We start from the raw sequence: 16,855 nt of genomic DNA on the forward strand, positions 1-16,855 counted from the left end.
GGTCGGGTGGGTTGGCCAGGACGGCCAAGTCGGTCAGGCCGTCCAGGACGTCGCGGGGGATGCTTTCCGGCGCGTACCAGGCCAGGATGCGCAGCAGGTCCACCGCCAGTGGGACCTGGGCGAGTTTGTCCAGGGTGAGGCGCCAGATGCGGGCGATGGTGCGCTGGGCGTCGCCGCCCTCGGCGCTCTGGCCGTACATCGTGGCCGGGTAGGCGGTGAGCAGGTCCAGGTAGGCGCGCGGGGACAGCTGGTTCTGCCGCAGGTAGGCCGCGGCCTGCTCGATCGCCAGCGGTAGGCAGCCCAGCTCGCGTACCAGTTCGACCGCCCCGTCCCACTCCGCCTCCGGCGGTGTCCCGGAAGCCGAGGCGGCGATTCGGGTGAGCAGTTCCAGTGCTTGGGTCTCGGTCAGGACGTCCAGCCGCTGCACGCGGGCGCCGAGGGTGTGCCAGCCCTGGCTTAGCCTGCTGGTGATCAGTACCCGCCCGGCCGGGATGCGGGCCAGCAGCGGTGCCAGTTCGGCGGGGTGGGTGAGGTTGTCCAGGATCAGCAGCCAGTCCCGGTGGGCGGCCAGCCAGGCGGTGGCCCGTTCGGCCAGCGCCTCCAGCGGCAGCGCCGCGGCCAGTTCCGGCTGCAGCGCGCCGGCCAAGCCGGCCAGGCCCGCCTGCACGTCGGCCGAGCTGTCGGCGGTGATCCACCACACCGGGTTGAACACCTCGGTGTGCGTGCCGGCGTAGCGGGCGGCCAGGGTGGACTTGCCGATGCCGCCCAGTCCGTGCACCGCGGCCACCACCACCGGTCCGCTCGCCTGCAGGGCGGTCTCCAGAGCGGCCAGTTCGTCCGTGCGTCCGACGAACAGCTGCTGGTGGCCGGGGACGTTCATCGTGGCCGGGGGCGCGTCGACCTCGATGACGGGGCGCAGCGCCTGCGCGGGCAGCACCGTCGCCTGGGTGATGGTCTGGTCGCCGGCCGCTTGGTAGACGTGGCCGTGTCCGGACGCGGTGGCGTTCATTTGGACGGGTGGCGGCCGGTCTTGGGGGTCGGCCGGTGGCGGGGTGCTCACGTCTCGTTGATGGTCTGGTCGCCGCCGGCTTGGTACACCCGGCCCTGCCCGGAGGCCTTCGCCCGCATCTGCACGTTCCGGGCGCCGTCACCGGTGGAGACGTTGTCGCCGGCGATGGCGACCGACCGCTCCCTCTCGGCCGGCACCTGAGCTCGCGTCTGCTGCTCGGCGTCCGGTGGGGCGGATTCGGCGCGCCGTTGCGCCCGCAGCGCGACCACGGCGACGATCAGCCCGGCCACGCCGAGCATCATGCCGGTGAACATGCCAACTACGCTGGCCCGCTGATCCAGGATCTCGAGCACTCCCGCGGGCACGTTCAGCGGATCGGCGAAGAACCACACCAGCCCCGCCGCCAGACAGCCGGCCAGCACCACTGCCGCGGCGATCGCCACACCGCGCCATGACCGCGAACCCGGCACACGTTCCATCCCCGGCGTCGTGTTCGACATGCCTCCAGAGTGCCCCCGAACCAGGCCGAGCGGAACGCGAAGTGACGAACACGTGGCCCGTCACCTTCTCCCGCGAACCGGTCATCGGTGAGAACAAAGGACGCAAGCCCCTCGCAGCCCAACTCGGCAACACCTCAACCGTGCGCCCTCCCGTCGACCGAGCGGGCAAGACGCCGTTTCTCCCGGCAACGCGCCACGCCCGCACGCCATCGCCCTGTGCTGCGACGCCCTGACCCCGCCGCTTCACCACGGTGCCGGCGCAGGCCATCCCGCGATGAACCTGGAGAATGGACTGTTGTGATGGGTATCCCCGGTTTCGAGCCGACCTTCCTCGTCGGACTGGAAGCCATCCGTGAGGAACATGGACCGCGTCTGGCCGCGCTCGGTGGCAGGCGGCTGATCAGGTTCGCGATTGTGCGTTTCGTGGAGGACGGGGACTGGTTCGCTGACTGTCCCGTCGTCTTGGACTTCGACGGCATCCAGGTGGAGATCTGTCACTGGAAGCTTGATGAGCTGTCGATCGGCTGGAATGCCATCGACACGACGGCTGCGATCAGCGACTGGGAGTGGTTCGAGCTGACTCCGGCGTGGTCCAGCGTCGACGAGCGGCTTGAGCCGTTCGTCGGCCAGGAGTTGCGTGAGGTGGCGCTCCTCGAATGGCGCCCATCGAGTCTTGACATGGCGGACGGCACCCTGGCGGTGGAGTTCGTCTTCGACACGGGCCGCTTCCACATCGCCAACGCCCTTGATGAGAACAGCATCGATCTCGGCGACCCCCATCCAGAATTCGTGCGGCACCCACTGGGTCGTGGCGCGCAGCCTGTCTAGGTCGGCCTCCGGTTGATCTCGATCACCGGCTGCGGAGTCGCCTGGGCAGGGGGCGCTGATGTCCCGGGGTGCGGGCCCGGCGGGGGTGGGAACGCTGGCGAGTCGGCCGGTCCAGGGCAGCTTGACCGTCGTCGACCGCAGCTCGTTCGTCATCGCGGTGAGCGGGACGGAGGCGAGCATGCGTTGGCCTCCAGCAGAAGCGCCTTGGACGATTCTTTCGGGGTAACGGCCGCTGTCGTAGGACGAAACCGATTTGCGTAATGGTCAAGAATCGTTGACCATTGTCCGCATGTCCGCCGACGATCTACCCGAGACGTTCCACGTCACCACCGACGACCAGCTCCGCGCCGTCTCCAATCTCACGCGTCACCGGATCATGGCCGTGCTCCGCTTCGAGCCGGCCACGATCACGCAGATCGCCCAGCGGGTGGGCCTGGCGAAGGGAAGTTCCAGCTATCACGTACGGCTGCTCGAGCGGGCCGGCCTGGTGAAGGTGGTGCGGACGCGGAAGGTGAGAGGGGTCACCGAGCGGTACTACGCGATGGCCGCTCAGTCGATCGTGCTGCCGGATCCGGGGCCGGGACAGCCGGACGTCCTGCTGCGGAATGCGGTGGCGGACCTGGAGGCGTCCCCGGCCGATGGCGAGCGGCACGTGCGGATGGCGCATCTGCGGCTCACCCAAGAGCAGTTCACGGAGCTGGGGGAGCGGCTGCAGGCATTGGCGGATGAGTACCGGGCGCTGTCGGATCCCTCGCTGCCGGACGCGTCGCTGGTCTTCGCGCTGTTCCAGCCGGCCCCACGCCGGCAGGCCGGCCGGCGAGTCGACGGGGACGCCGAGTGACCCGGAAACCGGCGAAGCTGCCGACCGGGTTCGGGCGGCTGTGGACCGCGCAGACGGTGTCCTCGCTCGGTGACGGGGTGACGCATGCCGCGCTGCCGCTGATCGCGTTGACGCTGACGCGGGATCCGATGGCGCTGGCCGTCGTCACGGCCGCGGGGACGCTGCCCTGGCTGCTGTTCGGCGTGCTCGGCGGCGCGCTGGTGGACCGCTGGGACCGCCGCCGTACGATGTGGGTCGCCGACACGGCGCGTGCGGTGCTGCTCGCGATACCGGCGGCCGCGGCCGTGTTCGACGTGCTGAGCATTCCGCTGCTGGCGGCGGTGGCGTTCCTGCTCGCACTCGGCGGGCTCTTCTTCGACACGGCCGCCACCGCGTATCTGCCGGACCTGCTCGGCCGCGACCCCGCGCTGCTCGAACGCGCCAACTCCCGCCTGCGCGGGACCCAGACCGCGGCGTCCGGCTTCGCCGGGCCGCCCGCGGGCAGTGCGCTGCTCGCGCTCGGGCGGGCGGTCCCGCTGCTCGCCGACCTGGTGTCGTTCGTGCTCTCCGCCCTGCTCGTACGGTCACTGCCCGCCGTACCGAGGCCTGCCGCAGGCGGCGGGCGCGAGTCGCTGCTCCGCCAAGCGCGGGCCGGGGCCTCCTACGTCTTCCGTGATCGGCTGCTGCTCGGGCTCGCGCTGCGTCCGGCGGTCGGGAACGTCGCCTTCCTCGCCGTGGAGACCGTCCTGGCCCTCCTCGCCCATGAGCGGCTCGGCGTCGGCCCCTTCGGCTTCGGCCTGCTCCTCACCGCGGAGGCCGCGGGCGGCCTGCTCGGCGCGGGCATCGCCTCCCGCCTCGGCCGGCGGCTCGGCACCGGCACCGCTCTGACCTGCACGGCCGCGGTCGAGGGGCTGGCCATTCTGGGGCTGGCCGCCGCTCCTGGTCCGTACGTGGCCGGGCTCGCACTGGCCGTCTGCGGGGCGGGCATGGGCGCCACGATGGTGCTCGGGCCCTCACTCCGGCAGGCGATCGTCCCGGCTCACCTGATGGGCCGGGTCGCCTCCACCTCCCGCATGCTCGCCATGTGCGCCGCCCCGTTCGGCGCCTTCCTCGGCGGCTGGCTGGCCACCGCCTACGACGTGCGCACCCCGCTCTACGCCGCCGCCGGTCTCCTCCTCATGATGACCGCCGTCACGGCCACCATGACCAGCAACCGCCGAGTCGAGACGGCCCTGCGCAACGCCGCCGCGACCCGCGCACCAGGTCACCCGGAACCCGGGGATCATCTTCGACAGGACACACCCACCGAGGTTCCGGCACGCTGAACAGACTCACCCGCAACCGGCCACGGCCGCTCCCGGGCAGAACCATCGTGTGCGGGGTCGACCTCGGGGTGGGAGTAAGGCCGGTCGTCCGGGCCGCCGATGCGGAACCGGCCGTTCCAGCGGGGCTCGGCGACGTCCCGTGTGAGGTGGAAGGGACGGCCGGATCAATCGCGGAGTTCGCCTTCGAGGAGCGGCGCGCCGCCGTTGTCCGCCAGACGTCCTTCTCGCCGCAATTCTCGTAACTGTTGCGCGGCACCGCCGTCAGCCGCTCCTGTGCCTGCACGAACGACTCGGGGTAGCCGCCGCTCATCCAGCGCATCACCTCGGAGTCATGGCTCCAGCGCCATATGCTCTCGAAATCCGTGGGTTCGACGGCGCGTTGCCGGACGAGCTTTTCCAGTCAGCACCGCCAACTTCTACCAGCGTCCAATCTGGCTGATCAACTCGATTCTCTCGCCCTACGAAGACGAGACCGCCAGGAAACGCCGTCCATACCGATCGCGCGACACCGCGAGTTCCCGAATCCTTTCTGACCAGTTTGTCGTGGCCGCCAGGGCGTCGAGCCGGACATGACGGTGACGGCGTTCACGCCCGGGTGGCGGAGACCACGGGCCCGCGCAGTGTCGCGGCCGTCGCGGCGAGCAGGGCCACGAGCAGGACGATCGCCATGAAGACCTGCCCGTGCAATCCGAGGACGAAGACGGTCCGGCCGGCGAACTCCGGGTCGTACGTGGCGGTGCCGGGGAACAGGAGCGCACCGATCATGCCCAGCCACGGGATGGCCAGGACCGCGGCGGCGGCGAGCAGCGTGTTCCGGCCCGGCCGCAGCGCGAGCGTCAGGCCGGCGAGGCCGAGGAGCACGGTCATCACCATGTACTGGGCGTCGTGGAACTTGGCGTGGGGTGGCCAGGCCGGGTTGAAGGCGTGCTGTGCCGCCAGGTCGGGGACGACCAGGTCGGCGAGCACGGCACCGACCGTCGTGATCGCCGCGACGGCGATGATCAGGATCCGGGGGAGAAGCATCAGATCGTCCAGGTGTAGGCGGGGGTGAGTGAGCGGGCGAAGAGCCTGTTGGGCAGGAGGGGAAGAACCGCGTCCCGCATGGTGGTCAGTGGGGTGGAGGTCCAGTGCGCGGCGGCGCCGGCCTGACGGGAACGGCGGACGATCAGCTGCGTGCGCGGCCTGCGGTCGCGGTCGTATGCCGCCAGCCCTTCGCGTACGCCGAGGGTGTCCACCGCGTGCGCGAGCGTGACCGCGTCCTCGAGCGCCTGGCAGGCGCCCTGCCCCAGGTTGGGGGTCATGGCGTGGGCCGCGTCTCCGAGCACGGCGACGTTCCCGGAGACGTACGTGGGCAGCATCGGCAACTCGTGGGTGTCATGTTGCAGCACCGCGTCCTCGCGCGCGGAGTCGAGGAGCGCGGGGACGGGGTGGTGCCAGCCGGCGAAGCGTTCGCGCAACTCGTTCAGGCCGACGTGGGAGCCGGCCGGGGCGTTGGCCATCACGTAGCAGTAGACGCGGCCGTCGGGCATCGGCACGTGCCCGAACCGTTCGCCCCTGCCCCACGTTTCCACGCTTCCCTCGACGGGCTGAGGCGGAGCGATGAGACGCCAGGTGGTGTAACCGACGTAGCGCGGCCCGGGGAGACGGGGCCACAGGGATCGCCGGGTCACGCTGTGCACGCCGTCGGCGCCGACCACGAGATCCGCGGTCGAGGTGCCGCCGCCGTGGCGGACCGTGCCGTCGGACCGCACGTCCTGGACGTCGATGCCGGGCCGCAGAGCCTCGGGCGGCACGGCTGCTCGCAGCAGGTCGACCAGGGCGGCCCGGTGCACGGTCACCCACGGGCCGAAGCGGCGCTTGAGGCTGCCGACGTCGTTGCGGATCAGCCAGTTCCCACGTCTGCCGCGGATCCCCGCGAGCGGGTCGGCCGATCCACCGGCGCGCAGCCGGTCGCCCAGGCCGATCGCGTCCAGCGCGCGCAGGCCGTTGGGCTGGATGGTCAGCCCCGCGCCCACCTCGGTGAACTCGGCAGCGCGTTCGAGGACTTCCACCTGCCAGCCACGCTGGTGGAAGGCGACGGCCGCGGCGAGCCCGCCGATGCCGCCTCCCACGATGGTCACTTTCATGTTCAGGTCTCCTTTGTGGTCAGTGCAGGCCTCGCCTGCCAGATGGACGGCTCCGGCAGGTCGCGTTCGGCCACGGCCGCGAGCGGCAACGGGGGAGGCGACGGCGGGGCGCCGCCGTGGCGGCGTCCTGGGTCGGTCGGGCGCAGGACGCCCGGGACCGACAGCGGGTCCTTCGACTGGATCCGTCGCCTCACTGGCGTACTTGCCGGCCAAGCGCTCACGTCAGGAGTCCTCGCGCCGCCGGACGTGGGCGGATCGGGACATCCGCCACCACACGGCCGTAACCAGCACCACCACCGCGAGAAGGATCCACCACACAGCTCCCATGCCCACTCCTTACTACCTCTAGATTATTTAGAGCCATTAAGGAAACATAGATGCCCTAGAATGTCAACGGCGGCCACGGAACGACACGAGGGGTGATGATGTCCGCACACACCAGCAGGCGGGAGAGGCTGCGCCAGGCCACCCTGGAGGAGATTCACGCGGCCGCGCGCAGACTGCTGGTCGAGCAGGGATCGGCCGCGGTGACCATCAACGCGGTCGCCCGGCAGGTCGGCATGAGCGGCCCGGCCCTCTACCACTACTACGCGGGCCACGACGAGCTGGTCGGTGCGGTCACCGCGGACTTCTTCCGCGAGCTGGCCGCCGTCATGGAGCAGGCCCGCGACGCCCGCGCCGACGCTCCCACCGGCAACCGGCTGCTGGCCGTCTGCCGGGCCATGCGCACCTGGGCCATCGCCCACCCCGCCGAGTTCGGCTGGATCTTCGCCAGCCCCATCGCCGCGCCGAACCGCGGCGCCGGCTCGATACGTCACCAGGCCGCCCTGCGCTTCGAGCAGGTCCTGCTCGACCTGATGGTCGAGCTGTGGCGGACCCGGCCGTTCCCGGTGCCCGACCTGGCCGACCTGCCCGCCTCCCTGCGCGAGCAACTGGCCACCTACTCCGACACCATCGACGGACGACTCCCGCCCGCGGCCGCCCACGTCTTCCTGTCGTGCTGGATCAGGCTGTACGGCCTGCTGTGCATGGAGGTCCTGCACCAACTGGACTTCGCCTACACCGACCTGGAGCCCGTCTTCGAAGAGTGCCTGCACGACCTGGCGGTCACCCTCGGCATCGACGACGACGCAGCCGCATGACAGCCAGGCCAACCGCGCCTTCACCGATTCAGACCACCAGCTCGGCGTCCTTCGACGGGGGCTCCGCCAACTCCAATACCGCCATAACCGGTCCCAAGCCGACGACGTCACGCCCTCAAGCTCGTTGGTGAGTCCGCGTCCTGCGCTGGTAGTGCCAGGTGGCCAGTCCCAGGGCGATTCCCAGCACGAGGAAGACGGCGTACCAGAGCAGCCCCCAAGCGGCCTGCGGGTGGGCGTCCTTGGTGGCGAAAGCCGCGGCCGACTCCACCCGGCCGACGGTCAGAAAGTACTGCAGGTAGAAGTAGGCCATGCCCCACAGCGTCAGCGCCGCCGACACCAGCCACGCGGGGATGAGCACCAGCCATCGAGGGAAGATCCGTCCCCATTTCTGCACGAGGGCGAGCGGGCCCGCAGCGGCGACGAGGGAGAACACGCCGAATCCCCAGTAGCCGACGGCGGCGTTGCCGGCCTGGCCGGCGGCCTGGAAGTCGCCGGGGAACATCGCTGACACGCCCATGCCCCACCACAGGTGCGGCAGGCCGTACACGATCGCGCCGGCGCTCGCCACGTATGCCGCCCATCGGCCGCGCAGCTGTTCGGATCGTTCGTTGTCGGTTGACGCCGATACGACGCGCTGTCCGTCCATGTGCATGCCTTTCCTCTTTCGGTACTGACGGTTCAAGGACCAGACGACACGGCACGTGCCCGAGCTAGCTCAACGTGACGTCCTCCTCCGGCGACCGCGCTTCATCCATACGGTGCCGTACAGATCATGTGTACGGTAACGTATAAATCAGACCCCGACCAACGGAGGTGGCCCGATTCCCGCCGTGACCCGCACCACCCGAGCCCGCTGGATCGAGGCAGGCCTCGAAGCCCTCGCCCGGGGAGGGCCCGACGCGGTCCGCGTCGAGACGCTCGCCACCGCGCTCGGTGTGACCAAGGGCGGCTTCTACGGGTACTTCGACGGCCGCCCCGCATTGCTCGCGGAGATGCTCGACGAGTGGGAACGCCGCTGCACGCGGGAGCTCATCGCCCAGGCCGACGCCGAGGGCGGCGACGCCGCCGAGACGATCCGCCGGGCCGGTCAGCTCAGCTTCTCCGAAGACCTGCACCGGATCGACCTCGCGATCCGGGCCTGGGCGCACCACGACGAGGCCGTCGCGGCACGCCTGCGGCGGATCGACAACGAGCGCATGGACTTCCTGCGGAAGATGTTCGGCGCCTTCATCTCAGGCCGGGACGAAATCGAGGCGCGCAGCATCTTGGCGTTCTCGCTGACGATCGGCCGCCATTTCATCGCCGCGGACCACCCCGGCTACACCAAACGCGAAGCCATTCATCTGGCCGGCGAACACCTCCTGCGACCGCAATCGTGAAAGGGCGTCTCAACCCTGTCGGCGATCTCGACGGCATCGCCTGAGAACCGGATGTACGGATGTACGGATGTGCTAGCGTCTCCGATACTTCGGGGGCAAGGGCGGTTCTCTGGAGGTCTGATGGACGTTCAGATGGCCGAATTCGGCCATCGATTACGCCACTGGCGGCGCCTGGCCGGCCTGACCCAGGCGCAGGTGGGCCTCCGGATCGGGTACGACCACAGCCTGGTCAGCAAACTCGAGAGCGGTCTGCGCGAACCGTCCGAACAACTGGTGCGCCGCCTGGACGACCTGCTGCAGACCGGGGGAGAACTGCTGGCCGTGCGCACCGCCGCGAAGCGCCGCCGCCACCCCGACATCGGCGGCCTGTTCAGCGCACCGCTGCCCGGCGACAACCGGACGCACGCGGAGGACCCGCCCATCAGCGGTCTCGTCGATTGGCCGGGCCTGCTGCCGGACGGAGAGGTGGCCTGCCCGCTCCACGGCACCGTCGGCTGCGCGGTTCCGCCTCTTTCTGACGCGCTCCTCGCCTACCGTGCGTTCCGCTCGTCCGAACCGGCGACACCCGCGCTCGACCCCGAGGTCATTCACGTGTTGAGCGCCCTGCTGTCGGCGTGCACGCGCGCTGCCGAGAAACGCGTGCCCGCTGCCGTGGCCCCACTGGTCGAGCACACCGCGCGCGCGATCGTCCGGTGGATTGAGCTGCCCGGCTGTCCGCAACCGCAGCCGCTGCTGCGGCTGGGCGCCGCCTACGCCGAGCTCGCCGGGGAGATGCGGATGCTGCGCGGGCAACATGGCACGGCCATGGCATGGTTCCATCAGGGGCTGTGCTGGGCCGTCTCCGCGAACGACATCGGCCGGCGCATCAGCCTGCTGTGCGACATGAGCACGCTGGCCCGGCTGGAAGGCGACGCTTCCTCCACCCTCTCGTACGCCGACGCCGTCGGCGCGGCTGGAGCCGGCCGACGCCGTCGGCGCGGCTGGAGCCGGCCGACGCTGGCCGAAGAGCGTAGCCGCCCTCTACCAGGCGCGCGCCCATGCCTTGCGCGGTGCGGCCGCCGAGTGCCGTCGCCTGCTCGCCCAGGCGCACGCCTGTCTGGACGACCTCGACGAACGCGACGAACTGGAGGCGCCCTGGCTGGCGGGTGTCGGCGGACGCGTCCACGTCGAATCCGGCGCGGCCGCCGCGTTGCGGGACATCGCCGTGCGGACGGCGGGCGTACCCCCGGCCCGCCTCGCGACAGCCGCCGCAGAACGGGCGCTCGACCTGCTGCCCGCACAGCAGCGTCCAGCACGGCTGCTGTTCACCTTGCGCCTGGCCGACGGACACGCGTGTGCGGGAGAACCGGAAGCCGCGCTGGCCATCGCCGGACCGGCTCTGAGCGAGGTCGCCGACATCCAGGACAGCCTGATCAGACAGGAACTGAACGGTCTGCGCAACCGGCTGACAGCCAAGTGGAGCCACCACCAGGGAGTGCGTGACTTCACCGACAGGCTCCGCAGCCCAGCCCGCTGACGATTCGCCGCCGGACCACCGGCCCATCTCCAGCAGCCATCTCCTGTTCCTTCCGACCGCTGCTGAATTGACAAAAATTTGCCGGAAGGTCTGGATTCGTTGCTTCCGTCCTTGCCTGGTTGTCATCGTTCAGCCCGAACGAACCCCCCAGAGTTAAGGACGCAGATGAGAGGGTCCCTCTTACCCATCGGTCTCGCCGTCGCCCTGTCGGGCGCGCTCGTGACGACCGTTCCCGCCTGGGCCGACCCGCCCGTGGACCGTGGCGTGGCCACGACCAACGCCCATCGGGCGATCGACCGCAACCCCGCCGCGATCCGGCGCGCCGACGCGGACGAATACCGGGTGTACAGCGTCAAAGTGGACGGCAACGGCGCCTCCCACATCCGCTACACCCGTACCTACCGGGATCTCCGCGTACGCGGCGGCGACTTCGTCGTCCACCTCAAGCCGGGCGGCGACTTCGACGGAGCCTCCGTCGGGCTGGCCGCGCCGCTGACGCTCGACACCAGGCCCGCCGTCTCCGCGGCCACCGCCAGCGCGACGGCGAAGGCCCGCTTCACCGGCAGCGTCACCGCGGTCGGCGCCCCGGAACTGCTCGTCGACGCGGCCTCGGGCGACGGCAGGCTCGCCTGGGAGACCACGATCGCGGGCTGGGCGCCCGACCGGCAGACGCCCGCCAAGCTGCACGTCATCGTGGACGCGGCGAACGGCAAGGTCCTCGACTCCTTCGACGAGATCAGGACCGCACACGAGGGAACCGCGCACGAAAAGGCCGCGCACGAGGCCGAGGGCACCGGCAACTCCCTCTACTCCGGCACCGTGCCGATCTCCACCACCCAGTCCGGCGGCTCCTACACCCTGGTCGACCCCGACCACGGCAACGGACGCACCTGCGACATGAACAACAGCCAGAGCGGCTCGTGCACCACGTTCACCGACCCGGACGACACCTGGGGCACCGGCACCACCGCCAGCCGCCAGTCGGCCGCCGTCGACGCGCACTACGGCGCGGCGAAGACGTTCGACTACTTCAAGACCGTGCACGGCCGCAACGGCATCTTCGGCGACGGCCGTGGCGTGCCCAGCCGCGTCCACTACGGCAACAACTACGTCAACGCCTTCTGGGACGGCTCCCAGATGACCTACGGCGACGGGTCGGGCAACTCCCGCCCGCTGGTCAGCCTCGACGTGGCCGGGCACGAGATGTCGCACGGCGTGACCGAGAACGTCGTGCCCGGCGGCCTCACCTACTCCGGGGAGTCGGGCGGGCTGAACGAGGCCAGCAGCGACATCTTCGGCAACATGATGGAGTTCTTCGCGGCCAACTCCGCCGACCCCGGCGACTACCAGGTCGGCGAGAAGATCAACATCAACGGCAACGGCACGCCGCTGCGCTACATGTACAACCCCGGTCTCGACGGCCGCTCGCACTCCTGCTGGTCGACCAGCACGGCGAGCGTGGACGTGCACTACTCCTCCGGCGTGGCCAACCACTTCTACTTCGACCTGGCCGAGGGCACCGGCGAGACGGCGTACGGCACCTCGCCCGTCTGCGGCTCGGCGCCCGCCGTCACCGGCATCGGCAGGGCCAAGGCGGAGAAGATCTGGTTCCGCGCGCTGGACCTCTACTTCACCTCCAACACCCGCTACGTCAGCTCCACCAACCCGGGCAACACCGCCCGCGCCTACACGCTGCGCGCGGCGACCGACCTGTTCGGCACCTGCTCGACCGAGTACCGGACCGTCCAGGCGGCCTGGACGGCGGTCAACGTCGCCGGCAACGACGCCGCCTGCCCGGCCGGTGACGACTTCTCCCTCGCCACCTCGCCCGCGAGCGGGTCGACCGATCCCGGTGGCGCGGTCGAGACGACGGTGACCACGGCGGTCACCAGCGGCTCGGCCCAGACCGTCGCGCTGACCGCGAGCGGCCTGCCCGCCGGCGCCACCGCCGCGTTCGACCCCGCCTCGGTCACCGCCGGGCAGAGCGCGAAGCTGACGATCACCACGTCGGCCGCCACCCCGCCGGGTTCCGCGCAGGTCACCGTGACCGGCACCGGGACGAGCAGGACCCACACGGCCACGTACGCGCTGCGGGTCAACGGCCCCTCCGGCGGCGTGCCCGACGTCTCCGTCGCCAACGTCAAGGGTCACCTGGCACAGCTGCAGTCCATCGCCGCCGCCAACGGCGGCAACCGGGCGCACGGCCGGCCCGGCTACCGCGCCTCGATCGACCACGTCAAGGCCAAGCTCGACGCGGCCGGATTCACCACCGCCCTGCAGTCCTTCACCTACGGCGGCGCCACCGGCTACAACCTGCTGGCCGACTGGCCGGGCGGCGACGAGAGCGACACGCTCATGGTCGGCGCCCACCTCGACAGCGTGAGCGCCGGGCCCGGCATCAACGACAACGGCTCCGGCTCGGCCGCGATCCTGGAGGTGGCGCTGGAGGTCTCCCGCGCCTCGCTCCAGCCCGGCAAGCACCTGCGCTTCGCCTGGTGGGGTGCGGAGGAACACGGCCTGATCGGCTCCACCCACTACGTGAGCAACCTGGCCGCCGCGGAACGGTCGAAGATCAAGGCGTACTACAACTTCGACATGGTCGGCTCACCCAACCCCGGCTACTTCGTCTACGACGGCGACAACTCCGACGGCACCGGCTCCGGCCCCGGACCGGCCGGCTCGGACGTGCTGGAGCGGGTGCTCGAGGACTACTTCGCCTCGATCAGCGTGCCCACCCGGGGCACCGACTTCGACGGGCGCAGCGACTACGGCCCCTTCATCCGCTACGGCATCGCCGCGGGCGGCACCTTCACCGGCGCGGAAGGCATCAAGAGCGCGGCCCAGGCCCAGCTCTGGGGAGGAACGGCGGGCCAGGCGTTCGACCGCTGCTACCACGCCGCCTGCGACACCACGTCCAACATCAACGACACCGCGCTGGACCGCAACTCCGACGCCATCGCGCACGCGGTGTGGACGGTGGCCGGCCGTGGGCAGCCCGGCGACTTCGCGCTCGCGCTGGCTCCCGCCGCCGGCTCGGTGGATCCGGGCGGCTCGGTGACCAGCACGGTCTCGACCTCGGGGACGGCGCAGACCATCCGTCTGACGGCCGCGGGGTTGCCGTCCGGCGCGACGGCGGCGTTCGTCCCCGAGTCGGTCGAGACGGGCGGTTCGTCGAAGCTGACCATCACCACCACGGCCGCCACCCCCGCCGGCGAGTACGCGGTGACGATCAGCGGCGCCGGCGACTCGGCGACGCGGACGGCGCGCTTCACCCTCACGGTCAACGGCCCCGGCGGCGACTGCCCGGGCTTCGAGAACACCAAGACCGGCACGCTGACCAGCGGGCAGAGCGTCTACCAGCCCGACGGGCGCTACTACCAGAGCACGGTCACCGGCGTGCACAAGGCCTGCCTGAAGGGCCCTGACGGCACCGACTACGACCTGTACCTGCAGAAGTGGAACGGCGCCTCCTGGCAGAACGTGGCCCAGAGCACCTCGCCGGACGCGGAGGAAGCACTGTCCTACACCGGTACGGCCGGTTACTACCGCTACCGGGTCCACTCCTACACCGGGACCGGGGCCTACACCCTCGGCTACGACACGCCGTAACCCCGATCAGGCCCGGTCCGGACGCCTGCCGGACCGGGCCCCGGGCTCTGCACGGCGGCGCCGGCTCAGGCAGCGGCCTCGAGGACGGCGAGGTCGCGCACCGCATAACGGTGATGCTCGGCCTCTTCCTTCAGCACCACCTTGAGGCACCTGCGCACGACGTACTCCTGGTCGGGATACGGATCCCCGGGCTTGCGACCGCATACCCGATCGAGCTCGGCCTCGGTGAGGCCGTCGACGACCCGCCGCATCGAGGCCATGCGGGCGAGCCGCGGCGCGAGCACCTCGTCCAGCGTCGGGGTGGCTTCGCGGTCGAGACCGAGTTTCGCCATCGCGTCGGTCGGCATCCAGGCGCCGCAGAGGCCCAACGGATGGTACGGCGTCTCCTCCTCCAGCACCGCATTGCCCAGCCAGGCATCGCCGGCGAACAGCAGGTGCCGCTGGGTCTCCGCGAACGACCACTCACCGTCGACCCGCTCGTGCAGCTTGGCCTCGGGCAACAACCTGGCGCGGTCGAGCGTCGCGGCCCACATCGTCTCGACGGCGTCCCAGGCGGCCCGGTAGTCGTCGGGGGAGGCGGCGTCACGCGCCAGCGCCCGCGTGGGGTGCCGGCGGTCGAGCTCGGCCTCGACGTAGGCGGTCACGTCGACGTCGTTGACGACGAGACGCTCGAAGTCGCCACCGAGATAGACGTCGCTCCCGTAGCAGTCGACGATCTTGAGACCGCTGACCTCGCAATCGCGGATCTCCAGACCGGCAAGGTCGCTCTGGTGGATGCGGGCACCACGGAACTGGTCGCTCTGGGCGTACTCAGCAGCAGTCATGGAGGCAGTATCCCGCGCTCGTCCCCGCCCGTGCCACGTTCGGCGGCCACGGTCCAGGGAGCCGAGCCTCCGGGTGCTGCTCACCTCGCACCGACCCCAGACACGGTGAAAGGCCCCAGAGGGTCATGACGATTTGCCTGATCGGCGGGTGGATGCCAGTTTTTGGGCGTGGGGCCGCGACCTGTGGCGCTGACACGCCGAGGTGGAGATCCTCGCTGCCGGGGGTCGCACGGCAGCGAGTCGCCGATCTCCTTCGACCAGGCCGTCAACCGATCACAAGCCGCTGAGCAGCTGCTCGACCCGCTCCCGGATGTCGTCGCGGATGACCCTGACACTCTCGATACCCTGCCCAGCCGGGTCGTCGAGCTGCCAGTCCTCGTACCGCTTGCCGGGGAAGACCGGGCAGGCATCCCCGCAGCCCATGGTGATGACCACGTCCGATGCCTGGACGGCGGCGGACGTGAGGATCTTCGGCTGGGCGGCGGTGAGATCGATGCCGACCTCGGCCATCGCCGCGACGGCGACCGGGTTGACCTGCTCGGCCGGGGCGGAACCGGCCGAGCGGACCTCGACGCGGTCCCCGGCCAGATGGGTGAGCCATCCGGCGGCCATCTGGGAACGTCCGGCGTTGTGCACGCACACGAACAGGACGCTGGGCTTGTCAGGCACGTACGGACTCCTTGGTGAACAGGCGGCGGCCGGCCAGGCTGACGTAGACCAGGGCGACCAGGACGGGGACCTCGATCAGCGGGCCCACCACTCCGGCCAGGGCCTGGCCGGAGGTGACGCCGAACACGCCGACGGCCACCGCGATGGCCAGCTCGAAGTTGTTGCCCGCGGCGGTGAAGGCCAGCGTGGCGGATCGTGCGTAGCCCAGGCCGATCAGCTTGCCGGCCACGAAGCCGCCGCCCCACATGAGGGCGAAGTAGGCCAGCAGCGGCAGCGCGATGCGGGCCACGTCGCCGGGCTGGGACGTGATGGCGTGACCCTGCAGGGCGAACAGGATGACGATGGTGAACAGCAGCCCGTACAGCGCCAGCGGGCCGACGCGGGGCAGGAACCGGCCCTCGTACCAGGCGCGGCCGCGGGCGCGCTCGCCGAGCCGCCGCGACAGGTAGCCGGCGAGCAGCGGGATGCCGAGGAAGATCAGCACGTAGCAGGCGATGTCCCACGCCGAGACGTCCAGCGCGGCGCCGGGCAGGCCCAGCCAGGTGGGCAGCACCTGCAGGTAGAACCAGCCGAGCGCGCCGAAGGCGACGACCTGGAAGAGGGAGTTGAGCGCGACCAGGACGGCGGCGGCCTCGCGGTCGCCGCAGGCCAGGTCGTTCCAGATGAGCACCATGGCGATGCATCGGGCCAGCCCGACGATGATCAGCCCGGTGCGGTACTCCGGCAGATCCGGCAGGAACACCCAGGCCAGGACGAACATCAGCGCCGGACCGAGCACCCAGTTGAGCACCAGCGAGGAGATCAGCAGGCGGCGGTCGCCGGTGACCGTGCCAAGACGGTCGTAGCGGACCTTGGCCAGCACCGGATACATCATCAGCAGCAGGCCGAGCGCGATCGGCAGCGAGATCCCGCCGACCTTCACCGCCTCCAGAGCGGTGTTCAGGCCAGGCGTCAGGCGGCCCAGGAGGAGCCCGGCGGTCATGGCTGCGATGATCCACACGGGCAGGAGCCGGTCCAGCGTCGGCAGGGCGCCGATCACGGTGGCCGGCGGCGCGGTGGCCTGCGCCGGTCGCGCGGCCATCACAGCGCGACCGCGGGCGCGCTGTGA

The 16,855-nt window shown here is 70.7% G+C and carries 15 protein-coding genes and 1 pseudogene; 8 read left to right on the forward strand and 8 right to left on the reverse strand.

The features are described 5' to 3' along the window. Together HII36_RS44965 and HII36_RS44970 are read right to left on the reverse strand one after the other, a co-directional pair. A partial coding sequence (locus HII36_RS44965) for an NB-ARC domain-containing protein (RefSeq protein WP_173529486.1) occupies window positions 1-1,060 on the reverse strand: 1,060 nt, incomplete at its 3' end. Then, a complete protein-coding gene (locus tag HII36_RS44970; protein ID WP_173529487.1) occupies window positions 1,057-1,452 on the reverse strand; it encodes a hypothetical protein in 396 nt (131 codons plus the stop codon). The genes HII36_RS44965 and HII36_RS44970, both read right to left, overlap by 4 nt. Before the next feature lie 357 nt (window positions 1,453-1,809). Between HII36_RS44970 and HII36_RS44975 the strand changes: the two genes are divergently transcribed. The 3 genes from HII36_RS44975 (at window position 1,810) to HII36_RS44985 (ending at window position 4,482) form a co-directional block, all read left to right on the forward strand. Continuing rightward, window positions 1,810-2,337: a hypothetical protein gene (locus tag HII36_RS44975; protein WP_173529488.1), complete on the forward strand. Its 528-nt coding sequence runs from the start codon at window positions 1,810-1,812 to the stop codon at window positions 2,335-2,337. Window positions 2,338-2,626: 289 nt separating this feature from the next. After that, entirely contained in the window at window positions 2,627-3,178 is a 552-nt protein-coding gene (locus HII36_RS44980; protein WP_173529489.1) for an ArsR/SmtB family transcription factor, read from the forward strand. Further along, complete coding sequence (locus tag HII36_RS44985) at window positions 3,175-4,482, forward strand: MFS transporter (RefSeq protein WP_217370751.1); 1,308 nt, start codon at window positions 3,175-3,177, stop codon at window positions 4,480-4,482. The genes HII36_RS44980 and HII36_RS44985 overlap by 4 nt, the downstream gene beginning before the upstream one ends. A 585-nt stretch (window positions 4,483-5,067) precedes the next feature. Here the strand turns inward: HII36_RS44985 and HII36_RS44990 are convergent. Continuing rightward, entirely contained in the window at window positions 5,068-5,505 is a 438-nt protein-coding gene (locus HII36_RS44990; protein ID WP_173529490.1) for a DUF6640 family protein, read from the reverse strand. After that, window positions 5,505-6,608 (reverse strand): FAD-dependent monooxygenase, encoded by a 1,104-nt coding sequence (locus tag HII36_RS44995; RefSeq protein WP_173529491.1) that lies wholly within the window; start codon window positions 6,606-6,608, stop codon window positions 5,505-5,507. Before HII36_RS44995 ends, HII36_RS44990 begins: the two co-directional genes overlap by 1 nt. 422 nt (window positions 6,609-7,030) lie before the next feature. Between HII36_RS44995 and HII36_RS45000 the strand changes: the two genes are divergently transcribed. Further along, complete coding sequence (locus tag HII36_RS45000; RefSeq protein WP_173529492.1) at window positions 7,031-7,750, forward strand: TetR/AcrR family transcriptional regulator; 720 nt, start codon at window positions 7,031-7,033, stop codon at window positions 7,748-7,750. Window positions 7,751-7,865: 115 nt separating this feature from the next. Here the strand turns inward: HII36_RS45000 and HII36_RS45005 are convergent, their stop codons facing one another. Continuing rightward, on the reverse strand, window positions 7,866-8,402 hold the full coding sequence (locus HII36_RS45005; protein ID WP_217370752.1) for a DUF3995 domain-containing protein: 537 nt from the start codon (window positions 8,400-8,402) through the stop codon (window positions 7,866-7,868). 178 nt (window positions 8,403-8,580) lie between these two features. Here HII36_RS45005 and HII36_RS45010 point away from each other — a divergent pair, with 178 nt between their 5' ends. The 4 genes and pseudogenes from HII36_RS45010 to HII36_RS45020 all read left to right on the forward strand — a co-directional run bounded on the left by HII36_RS45010 (window position 8,581) and on the right by HII36_RS45020 (window position 14,254). Beyond that, window positions 8,581-9,129 carry a TetR/AcrR family transcriptional regulator gene (locus tag HII36_RS45010; RefSeq protein WP_328808178.1) on the forward strand — a complete coding sequence of 183 codons (549 nt, stop codon included), beginning with the start codon at window positions 8,581-8,583 and terminating at the stop codon, window positions 9,127-9,129. Between the two features lie 132 nt (window positions 9,130-9,261). Further along, window positions 9,262-9,390, forward strand: a pseudogene (locus HII36_RS59390) (helix-turn-helix domain-containing protein); the annotation flags it as partial. A gap of 781 nt (window positions 9,391-10,171) precedes the next feature. Further along, the gene (locus tag HII36_RS57390) at window positions 10,172-10,645 is read left to right on the forward strand and encodes a hypothetical protein (protein ID WP_236004613.1); all 474 of its coding nucleotides are present in this window, start codon (window positions 10,172-10,174) and stop codon (window positions 10,643-10,645) included. Window positions 10,646-10,810: 165 nt separating this feature from the next. Beyond that, window positions 10,811-14,254 (forward strand): M28 family peptidase, encoded by a 3,444-nt coding sequence (locus tag HII36_RS45020; RefSeq protein WP_173529494.1) that lies wholly within the window; start codon window positions 10,811-10,813, stop codon window positions 14,252-14,254. 65 nt (window positions 14,255-14,319) lie between these two features. Here HII36_RS45020 and HII36_RS45025 read toward each other — a convergent pair whose 3' ends face one another. The 3 genes from HII36_RS45025 to arsB all read right to left on the reverse strand — a co-directional run bounded on the left by HII36_RS45025 (window position 14,320) and on the right by arsB (window position 16,828). Further along, complete coding sequence (locus HII36_RS45025) at window positions 14,320-15,078, reverse strand: DinB family protein (RefSeq protein WP_173529495.1); 759 nt, start codon at window positions 15,076-15,078, stop codon at window positions 14,320-14,322. 273 nt (window positions 15,079-15,351) lie between these two features. Beyond that, on the reverse strand, window positions 15,352-15,747 hold the full coding sequence (locus tag HII36_RS45030) for an arsenate reductase ArsC (protein ID WP_173529496.1): 396 nt from the start codon (window positions 15,745-15,747) through the stop codon (window positions 15,352-15,354). Continuing rightward, complete coding sequence (gene arsB, locus HII36_RS45035; protein WP_173529497.1) at window positions 15,740-16,828, reverse strand: ACR3 family arsenite efflux transporter; 1,089 nt, start codon at window positions 16,826-16,828, stop codon at window positions 15,740-15,742. The genes HII36_RS45030 and arsB overlap by 8 nt, the downstream gene beginning before the upstream one ends. Window positions 16,829-16,855 lie beyond the last annotated feature (27 nt).

This window comes from Nonomuraea antri, assembly GCF_013283785.1.
GTDB lineage: Bacteria > Actinomycetota > Actinomycetes > Streptosporangiales > Streptosporangiaceae > Nonomuraea > Nonomuraea antri.